Source organism: Brachyspira pulli (assembly GCF_036997785.1).
GTDB classification, from domain to species: Bacteria; Spirochaetota; Brachyspiria; order Brachyspirales; family Brachyspiraceae; genus Brachyspira; species Brachyspira pulli.
In genome coordinates this window covers 1-9,411 of sequence record NZ_JAWLQI010000090.1, presented here as the reverse complement: position 1 = coordinate 9,411, position 9,411 = coordinate 1, and the positions used below count along the sequence as shown (strand labels likewise).

At 26.5% G+C, this 9,411-nt stretch carries 9 protein-coding genes; 5 read left to right on the top strand and 4 right to left on the bottom strand.

The genetic code is table 11. From position 1 onward, the window contains the following. Positions 1-592: 592 nt before the first annotated feature. The gene (locus R4K56_RS13900) at positions 593-1,624 is read left to right on the top strand and encodes an NAD(P)-dependent alcohol dehydrogenase (RefSeq protein WP_335773018.1); all 1,032 of its coding nucleotides are present in this window, start codon (positions 593-595) and stop codon (positions 1,622-1,624) included. A gap of 50 nt (positions 1,625-1,674) precedes the next feature. On the opposite strand, the gene recN is transcribed toward R4K56_RS13900, so the two are convergent. Beyond that, a complete protein-coding gene (gene recN, locus R4K56_RS13895; protein WP_335773019.1) occupies positions 1,675-3,393 on the bottom strand; it encodes a DNA repair protein RecN in 1,719 nt (572 codons plus the stop codon). Then, complete coding sequence (locus R4K56_RS13890; RefSeq protein WP_335757754.1) at positions 3,393-4,262, bottom strand: NAD(+)/NADH kinase; 870 nt, start codon at positions 4,260-4,262, stop codon at positions 3,393-3,395. The genes recN and R4K56_RS13890 overlap by 1 nt, the downstream gene beginning before the upstream one ends. Before the next feature lie 107 nt (positions 4,263-4,369). Between R4K56_RS13890 and R4K56_RS13885 the strand changes: the two genes are divergently transcribed. Then, positions 4,370-5,104, top strand: coding sequence for a lysophospholipid acyltransferase family protein (locus R4K56_RS13885; protein WP_335757755.1), 735 nt, complete (start codon positions 4,370-4,372; stop codon positions 5,102-5,104). 453 nt (positions 5,105-5,557) lie between these two features. Here R4K56_RS13885 and R4K56_RS13880 read toward each other — a convergent pair whose 3' ends face one another. After that, the gene (locus R4K56_RS13880; protein WP_335770502.1) at positions 5,558-6,412 is read right to left on the bottom strand and encodes an SIR2 family NAD-dependent protein deacylase; all 855 of its coding nucleotides are present in this window, start codon (positions 6,410-6,412) and stop codon (positions 5,558-5,560) included. 14 nt (positions 6,413-6,426) lie between these two features. Next, on the bottom strand, positions 6,427-7,194 hold the full coding sequence (locus R4K56_RS13875) for a protein-ADP-ribose hydrolase (RefSeq protein WP_335773020.1): 768 nt from the start codon (positions 7,192-7,194) through the stop codon (positions 6,427-6,429). A gap of 147 nt (positions 7,195-7,341) precedes the next feature. On the opposite strand from R4K56_RS13875, the gene R4K56_RS13870 reads away from it, so the two are divergent. From R4K56_RS13870 to R4K56_RS13860, 3 genes are all read left to right on the top strand, one after another. After that, positions 7,342-7,773 (top strand): Rrf2 family transcriptional regulator, encoded by a 432-nt coding sequence (locus tag R4K56_RS13870; RefSeq protein ID WP_335760883.1) that lies wholly within the window; start codon positions 7,342-7,344, stop codon positions 7,771-7,773. A gap of 72 nt (positions 7,774-7,845) precedes the next feature. After that, positions 7,846-8,130 carry a hypothetical protein gene (locus R4K56_RS13865; protein ID WP_335773021.1) on the top strand — a complete coding sequence of 95 codons (285 nt, stop codon included), beginning with the start codon at positions 7,846-7,848 and terminating at the stop codon, positions 8,128-8,130. 15 nt (positions 8,131-8,145) lie between these two features. Then, positions 8,146-9,408 carry a 3-deoxy-D-manno-octulosonic acid transferase gene (locus R4K56_RS13860; RefSeq protein ID WP_335773022.1) on the top strand — a complete coding sequence of 421 codons (1,263 nt, stop codon included), beginning with the start codon at positions 8,146-8,148 and terminating at the stop codon, positions 9,406-9,408. Positions 9,409-9,411 lie beyond the last annotated feature (3 nt).

The following is a 9,411-nucleotide window of genomic DNA, read 5'->3' as shown; positions in this document are numbered from 1 at the left end:
TTTTTTTATTCAACTTTTTCCCGCCGCAAAAAGTTGCAAAAAGTGCAAATATAAAATTAGTACTAAATCATACTAAAATTGTTTTACATGTAAGATAATTTATTAAATTAAAGCCCAAATGTAGTCTTTTTGGTTCTTTGTGCCAACAAAAGAACTGGGGTGCGGGGCAAAGCCATGCAGATATTTAAAATTCAAAAAAACTATTTATGACAAAATATAGTTGTTTAGGTATATACCTAAAATTTTTAAGTTTGTCAATTTTTATGTTGTTCTTTTTCCCGCCGCATACGCTCTGCGGACTTTGTCAAGAACCTTATATCCTCGGCAAGCTCGGATACGCTTCTCGAAAGCATGCACTTTATGAAGTTCACAGAGCGTGTGCGACAAAAAAGTAGATAAGTTCTATATAAAGTGAATCAGTTGACAAAGTTACAAATTTTTTCTATATAACAAATAAATTTATATGGTCAATAATAATAAAGTATATATATTTTTATATAAATTAAGTATTGACAATATGTATATAGATAGTATAATAACTTTTATAAAATACTTTTATAAAAGTATATTTATTATTTATAGGAGTTTTATTATGAAAGTTGCTGTGATGACATATATTAAAAAAATACAATTTATAGAAGCTGATAAACCTAAACCAAAAGACGATGAAGTTTTAGTAAAACTTGAATATGTAGGAGTATGCGGTTCAGATTTGCATTATTATGAACATGGTGCTATAGGTGATTATATTGTTAAGCCTCCATTCGTATTGGGACATGAATGCAGCGGTACAATTGTTGAGATAGGAAGCAAAGTTAAACATTTAAAAGTAGGGGATAGGGTGGCATTAGAGCCTGGAAAAACTTGCGGTGAATGTGAGTTTTGCAAAACTGGAAGATATAATTTATGTCCTGATGTTATATTCTTTGCTACACCTCCTATTAATGGAGTTTTTCAAGAATATGTAACTCACCCAGAATCATTATCATTTAAATTGCCTGAAAAATTATCATCTATGGAAGGAGCTTTAATAGAGCCTTTAGCTGTTGGAATGCATGCCGCAAGACAAGGCGATGCTAAAATAGGAGATATTGCTTTCGTTACTGGTGCAGGCTGTATAGGTTTATGTTCAATGCTTTCTTTAAAAGCTTCTGGAGTTTCTAAAGTTTATGTTATAGATGTTGTTAAAAAACGTCTTGATAAAGCATTAGAATTAGGAGCAAGCGGTGTTATAGATGCTTCAAAAGAAGATGCTGTAAAAAGAGCATTAGAATTAACTCAAGGAAAAGGAAGCGATATAACAATAGAAACTGCCGGTACAGAAATTACAACTAATCAGGCTATAGAATTTGCTAAGAAAGGTTCTGTTATAGTATTGGTTGGGTACAGTAAAACTGGAAAAGTTAATATGAATCTTAGTATGGCTTTGGATAAGGAATTAACTTTCAAAACAGTATTTAGATATAGACATTTATTTCCATTATTGATTGATGCTGTAGAAAATGGAAGCATTAATATAAAAGATATAGTTACAAATATTTACGATTTCAAAGATTTACAGGAAGCTTTGGATAATAGTGTTAATGATAAAGCTAATATAGTAAAAACTGTAATAAAAATGTAATAATGATTTTTTATAAAGCAGGTGTAAATAATTAATTTATGCCTGCTTTTTTATTTTCTTGCTTTTTTAGTGCTTTCTAATAATTCTTCAGCATGTTTAAGGCTTGCTTCGGTTATTTCTTTTCCTGTTATCATTCTGGCAATTTCATTTACACGCATAGAATCATCAAGTTCTTCAATAGTAGAAGTAACAATATCTTCACCTTCATTTTTTGTTACTTTGAAATGATTATTAGCATATATTGCAATTTGTGCTAAGTGTGTAATACTTAATACTTGTTTTCTTTTTGAAAGAGCAGATATTTTCTCTCCTATAACCTCTGCAATTCTTCCGCCTACACCTACATCTATTTCATCAAAAACACAAGTTTCACAGTAATCACCAATAGATAGTACATTTTTTAATGAAAGCATTATTCTTGATATTTCACCGCCTGATGCAATTTTTCTAAGAGGCTGATATATGCTTTGTTTATTTGGTGCTATTATGAATTCTATATTATCTATACCAGTGGCATTAGCTTTTATATTAGAACCGTCAATATTTAATATTCCTTCATCATCTTCATCTAAAGTTATTTCAATATCAAATTTTGTAGATGACATTCCAAGATCATTCATTTCGCTTTCTATTGCTTTTATGAACTCTTCTTTTCTATTATGTCTTATATCTGATATTTCTTTTGCCAACATAGAAGTTTCTTTTCTCAATGTTTCTATATCTTTTTTTAGATTTTCAATATCTTCCTCTGAGAAATTAAGAGAATCTAGTTTTTCTCTTGCTTCTTTGGCATAAGATATAATATCTTTAATATTAGAACCATATTTTTTCTTAAGGTTATTTATAAAGAAAAGTCTTTCATTAAGTGATTGTAATTCTTCAGGGTCAAATTTAGTTCTTGATCTTATTTCACTTAATACTACTTTTATATCTTCAAGATTTAAAGTGATTCCTTCTACTTGAGAAGCTATATCAGAAAGTCTGCTGTCATATTTTGATACTGATTGTAATGCTGAAATACTTCTCATTAATTTTGTATAAGCTCCGGATTCACTTCCGAATATATCTTTATTTATAGAAGAAAGAGATGAAGCTATACTTTCAGCATTTGACATCATAGTAATATCATTCTTTATATCTTCATCTTCATTTGGTTTTAATTTTGCTTTTTCTATTTCATCTATTGCATATTCTAAAAATGATTTTTCTTTTAAAATTGTATTTTTATTTTGAGATATTTCATTATATTGTTTTATTAGTTTTGTTAGTTTATAATAATGATTTTTATAATTTTCTAGTTTTTCATCAATATTTAAATAACTGTCATAAAAATTCAAATGATTTGCAGGATTGAAAAGTGATTGATGTTCATGCTGTCCATGAATATCAACTATCAAATCTCCAAGTTCTTTTAATTCAGCAACTTTTACACCGGTATTGTTTATAAATGATTTACTTTTTCCGTCTCTTGTTATTTCTCTTTTTATAGTTAATTCATCGCTGCCAAGTTCTATATTCCATTCTTTTAATTTATTTTTTACTATATAATAAGATGACTGAAGCTGAAAATTTCCCGTAACAATAAGTCTGTCGCCATTAGGACCTACCATTCTAGTAGAACCTTTTTCTCCTGTAATTAATTCTAAAGCACTAATTATAATACTTTTTCCAGCACCAGTTTCCCCAGTAAGTACATTGAATCCTTTACTGAAGTTTATTTTTAATTTATCTATCAAAACAAAATTTCTTATTTCAAGATATTTAAGCATTATCTACCCCAATTGAGTTTATTGCGAAGTATGTCATAGAATAGTCTGTTTGCACTTTGGAATATATAGCAGCTTTTATTGCTTATTTTTGCTTTTATTTTATCATGATTTTTGAATTGGCATATATCATAACCGTCTATAGTTACCATAGCTTTAAGTGATTTTTCTGTCAATTCTAATTCTATAGTATCTTCTTTAGGAATTACAAGCGGTCTGAATGTTAATGAATGCGGTGCTATAGGAACAAAAGATATAGCATCAATATTTGGTGATAATATAGGGCCTCCTGCACTTAAAGCATAAGCAGTTGATCCTGTAGGTGTAGCTATTACAACTCCGTCGCCTACTATTGATGATATTAATTTACCGGATATTATAATATTTATATATATAGCTCTGCCGTCGCATTTGCTTAAAACTAATTCATTTACTGCAAGATATTCTTTTGATGTATTTTTTTCTGTTGAATAAATATTGACGGATAATAAAGTTCTATTTTCTATTTCATATAGAGTTTTCTTACCTTCACAATATTCTTCTAATATTAAGTATGCTTCTTCAGGCGGAATTTCTGAAATGAAACCTAATGTACCATTATATATAGGCAAAACAGATATATCATATTTTATAGCTATTTTTAAAGCAGATAATAAAGTTCCGTCACCGCCTATAGATATAAGCATAGATACATCTTTTAATTCTTTTGTAGCTTTTTTTATATTTATGTAAGAGGATATATCATAGTATATTATGATAGCTTCTATATCATATTTTTTTAATATTTTGTCAATATGTTTTAGAATACAAGCAGGATCCCCTCTTAATGTATTAACTATAATTCCTATTTGTTTTTTAGTATTATTATTCATACGATTAAATTAAAACTTCAAAAATAATTGACTTGATTATATCAAACAGTCATTAATATATCAAGTTATATATTGATAATTTTTTATTTTTATGTAAACTATATAGTATGATTATATTTAGTTTAATTTATTTTTTATTAAGTGTTATTTATACTTTGATATGCGTCATTATAGCATTTCCGGTTTATCCGTTTATTAGAATATTCAGTAAGAGAAAGGCCAGATATTATGTGCATACTATGGCAAAATTTTGGGGCAGAGGATTAATGAAAATGGCTTTTATTTCCTTTAAAGTAGAAGGAAAAGAAAATTATGATCCTAATAAAACATATATACTCACTCCAAATCATCAAAGTGCATTCGATATATTTGCATGTTTTAGTATATTTAAAAAGTCTTATGCTTTTGTATCCAAAGATACTTATGGAAAGGTACCTTTAATAGGTGCTGGTATGTCTCTTGCAAATTATATTTTTGTAAAAAGGGGTACAGTTGGTGCTGTTAAATCTATAGATGATATGGAAGACAGATTAAAAAACAATACAAGCGTTGTTATATATCCTGAAGGTACAAGAAGTGAAACTGGTGAAATAAAAAACCCTAAAAGAGGTATATTAAAAATAACTGAAAGATGTCCTGATGTAGAAGTATTGCCTGTTGTTATATATGGAACAAGAAGCATTATGAAAGCAAGAACAATGACAATACACCCTTTCAAAAAAATTAAAGTTAGATTTTTAAAACCTTTCTATTTTAAAGACATAGAAGGCGATGATAATGCAAAATTAGATTATTGGTATAAAATTATGACTGATAATTATAATGATTTAAAGAATAAATAATATTTCTTAATTATTTATTCTTTAAATATTAATTTATTATATTATTTAATTTGTATATACTGAAAATTTTTAACTTTGTCAACTGAAGTACTTAATATAAATTTTATCTACTTTTTTGCTGCACACGCTCTGCGGACTTCGTAAAAGTTGCTATATCCTCGATAAACTCGGATACGCTTCGCGAAAACGCAATTGCTAGAACTTTATATTTTAAGAATATGTATTAAATATGGTATAAATCCTAGTTTTAGGTCAAAAATGCAGTTGTTTTGGTTCTTTTATACCAATACCGAAAGGTACCTTGCCTACGGCACGCAGAGCGTCGGTAAAAGAACTGGGGGCTACGAAGTACGCAGAGCGGTGGGCAAAGCCCTGCAGATATTTAAAATTTAAAAAAATTATTTTTGACAAAATATAGTTGTTTAGGTATATATTTTTATTAATCGCAAATAATTAATCTATTTTCAATAATGTTAATGTTTCTGATATATCATTATTTATAATTATTGAGCGGTCTTCAAGTCCAATTATAGAATGATTGTCATTAATATTTATTGATGAATAAATTGAATTTTTATTTTCTAATGCCATTTTCCAAAAAGAATATTTTATTATTCCCGGAGTATTGTATCCTACTCCTAATTCTAAAAATAGTATACTTGAATTTTTTGATTCATCTAAAAAGTTGTTATAATTTTCTTTAGATTTATACCAATTTTCATCTTGTACAAAAGTATTATCACTTCTTAAATTCATTGACATATTAGCACCGCAATATGGACATTTGGGTATTAATTCAGAAGGTATTTTTAAATCTTTTCTTGATTTAATCATTTCTCTTATATATTTTTCATTATAAAAAGTTTCTTGTCGGCATGGTACAGAACATTGAAAAAGAGAATAATCTCCCTGAACTTTGAATATTTTTTCTTTATCAAAATTTGCTGTTTCAAATCTTCCATCAACATTAGTTGTTATTACAAAATAATTTTTATTTTTTACTAAATCTAAAAGAGTTAAATGTGTTTCATCAGCAGGTATGTCATATCTGTTTATATAAACAAATAATGAGAAATATCCCCAAAAATCTTCTAAAGTAGGGTAGTTATAAAATCCTGCATTATACATATTATCTAAACCGTATTTAGTTTTATATTCGCTGAAATACTTATCAAACCTTTTTCCATCATACGTAAAACCAGCAGAAGTTGAAAGACCTGCTCCTGCACCTATTAATATATAATCTGATTTTTTTATAGCTGATTTTAATTTATTTATCAAATTTATTTTTTCTAATTCTTTACTCATCTTATATTGTACTCCTAATTATTTAAATTGTTATAATAAAGTTTATAATCTAAATCTTTAAATACATTAAAAATTATTTTTATATCATATTTAGTGCTATTTAAAAAATCTGATGCACAATCAATAGCTATTTTTGATGCTAATTCATTTGGAAATTTAAATTCTCCTGTGGATATGCAGCAAAATGCTATACTTTTTATATTATTTTCTTTTGCAGTTTTTAGGCATGAGTTGTAGCATTCATATAAAAGTTTTTCATCTCTTTTTGTAACTTCATTTTGTATTATAGGGCCTACTGTGTGTAAAATATATTTGCTTGGTAAATTAAATCCTGGAGTTATTATGCATTTTCCTGTTTCTTCAGATTTTCCTTTCATTATATTATTACAGTATAATCTTAATCTTGTTCCAGCAGCACTATGTATGGCGTTATCTATACATTTATGAAGCGGAACAAAACACCCTAACATAGATGAATTTGCAGCATTAACTATTGAATCTATTTTTAATGTTGTTATATCTCCTTGCCATAAACATAAATTATCTTTTATAGGTATTATATCTTCAGAATTTGTTATTTCTTTTCTTTTCAGCCTTTTCTGTAAATATTCATCTTCTATATTTAGATATTCTTCACTTATATTTTTTGGCATACGTATATTCATTAAGTATCTAAAATATTTATATAATTCTTCTTCATTTGATTTTATGTCTTCATTAAGTTCTATGTCGTAATTATTTTCTTTTATAAGATAATCTATTAAAAATAATAATTTATTCATATTACCGCCTTGTTGTAATCATTGTTATTACAATAATACTATATTTTTATTGTAATGTCAAGTATTACAATAAAAAATGTTTTTTATATTTGCATTAAGATTATAAATATATTATAATTTTTAAATAGTTTTAAGGATTATTTTATAATGAAGATTAGTTCAAGGTTTACAATAGCAGTTCATACTTTATTATGTATTTTAGAATTTAAAGACAAAAAAATCACATCAAATCTTATTTCTAATAGTGTAAATGTTAATCCTGTTATTATAAGAAATATATTAATACAATTACAAAAAGCAGATATTATTACTGTGAAAAGAGGAACAGGCGGAATTTCTTTAAATAGAAAAATAGAAAATATTACATTATTAGATATATTTAATGCTGTTGAAAGTTTAGATGATAATAAGCTTTTCAGTTTTCATGAAAATCCAAATAAAAAATGTCCTGTAGGCAATAATATTAATGATATATTGCAGCCAAAATTAGATAATGTTCAAAATGTTATGGAAAAAGAACTTCAAAAAACTACTTTGAAAGATATATATAAAAATTTGAAGAATATCATATCAGAATGATTGATTAAAAAATTATACAAATTGATTTATTAATTAATTGACATAATACATTTATTTAGTATAATTTAGTCTATGAATAAATATATTTTAATACATAAGTTGGTTAATGCCTCAATATTTATGCTGTTTCCTATAGCAGCTTGTTATATACTTAGTCATAATGAATTAAAGGCAGGAGTATACGGAACTGTTTTTTGGATAATAAATATTATAGAAATAGTATTATTTATTTCTTTTATTATAGTATCTTTAAAATGCGAATGGGGTACTAGAAAACAGCATGCTATTGTAAAGGCAGGAATTTCAGCATTGATATATATTATTATAATAGTAATGACTATGATATCAATTTTTTAATTAATAGGCTTTCTAATGCAAAAGATTTTAATGGCTGTATATACTATATTTGGATATCTTATATATCCTTTTATATTCATATCATTTTTTATTATGATGATATTCAATAAACCTATCAGAAAAGGTGCTTTATCAAGATTGGGATTTATATATCCTAAAGAGAATAATAAAAATGCTGTTTGGATACATGCTGTAAGTGTTGGTGAAATAGTTGCAGTCAAAGAAATAGTATTTACATTAATAGACAAGGGATATAATGTTTATTTATCAACAACTACAGTTGGCGGATACGATATAGCAAGAAAAAATTATGGTGATAAGGTAGAATTATTCTATCTTACATTAGATTATCCGCATATGATTAATAAGCTTATCAATTTAATTTCTCCAGAATATGTAATGATAGCAGAAATAGAAATATGGCCTACTTTAATATATATGCTTCATAAAAAACTTATACCATTATATATGATTAATGGAAGAATAGGAAAAAAAGAATTAAAAGGATATAAAAATTTTCAATTCTTTTTTAAACCATATTTTAATATGTATACTAAAATTCTAGCTCAAAGCATCATAGATAAAGAAAATATGATCACAATAGGTATGCCTGAATCTCTTATCACAGTTACAGGTAATTTAAAATATGACATGAATTATTATGCTGATGAGAAAAAGATAGATGAGTTGGAAAATACAATACCTGTTAATAAATTTATAATAACTGCCGGAAGTACACATGCCGGAGAAGAAGAGTTAATATTAAAAGCGATTAATTCTCTTGATTTGAAAGATAAAGTATATATAGTTATAGTTCCTAGAGATATTAATAGGGGAGAAGATATACAGAAACAAGCAGAAAAGTTAGGATATGATTTGCCTCTTTATACTGATTATGAAAAGTCTTCAGAAGATGGTATTATTATAAACACTATAGGAGAATTATTGAATTGGTATAAACTTTCAGATTTGGTTATAATGGGCGGTACTTTTATGGGTACTATGGGCGGACATAATATATTAGAAGCTATTTATTTTAAGAAGCCTGTTATAGTTGGAAAATATATGTATAATTTTATTGAAATTTATGAGTATATGAAAGAAGCTGTAGTTACATGTTATGATAAAGACAAATTATCTGATTCTATAAAAGAACTTTATGAAAATGAAGAATTAAGAAATTCACTAGCAGAAAAAGGATATAATTTATTGATACAAAATAATGGTGCTTCCAAAAAAACACTAGATATTATTAATAAATATCAAGGAATAGTTTAAAAT